The 501-nt window shown below is 69.3% G+C and carries 1 protein-coding gene; it reads left to right on the top strand.

Translation table 11 applies throughout. The features are described 5' to 3' along the window. Positions 1-501 (top strand): iron chelate uptake ABC transporter family permease subunit (locus EN994_RS34695; RefSeq protein ID WP_164746588.1); only part of this gene is annotated, 501 nt, incomplete at both ends.

The raw sequence follows: 501 nt of genomic DNA, 5'->3' as shown, positions 1-501 counted from the left end.
GTTCTCATGGCACTCGGCCTGGCTCTGCTTCTGCTGCTCGGGCTGGCCCTGCTCCATGAACCGGGTCCGCATGGCTGGACCTTCGCCTTCGGCGACGAGCTGCAGCCTTTGCTGTCGTGGCGGTGGCCTCGCGTGCTTGCCGCGCTGAGTGCCGGGGCGATGCTGGCGCTTGCCGGGCTGATGATGCAGCGGCTGACCGGCAATCCGATGGCCAGCCCCGAAGTGCTGGGCATCAGTGCCGGTGCCGCCCTTGGCATGATGGTGGCGCTGTTTGCGCTCGTCGATGCCGGGCGCCCGGTTCAGACGGCGGCGGCAACGATCGGGGCCTTCGCCGCTTTGCTGGTGACGCTGGCGATCGGCCGTCGTGCCGCCTATGCGCCGGAGCGGCTGCTGCTTGCCGGCGTTGCCCTGACGGCCTTGTTCGACGCGCTGATCCTGGTGCTCACCGCGACCGGCGATCCTCGCGCCATGCTGCTGCTCAACTGGCTGACCGGTTCGACC

This window comes from Mesorhizobium sp. M7A.F.Ca.CA.002.09.1.1 (assembly GCF_003998555.1).
Taxonomy (GTDB): domain Bacteria; phylum Pseudomonadota; class Alphaproteobacteria; order Rhizobiales; family Rhizobiaceae; genus Mesorhizobium; species Mesorhizobium ciceri.
This window is presented reverse-complemented; position numbering and strand designations above follow the sequence as displayed.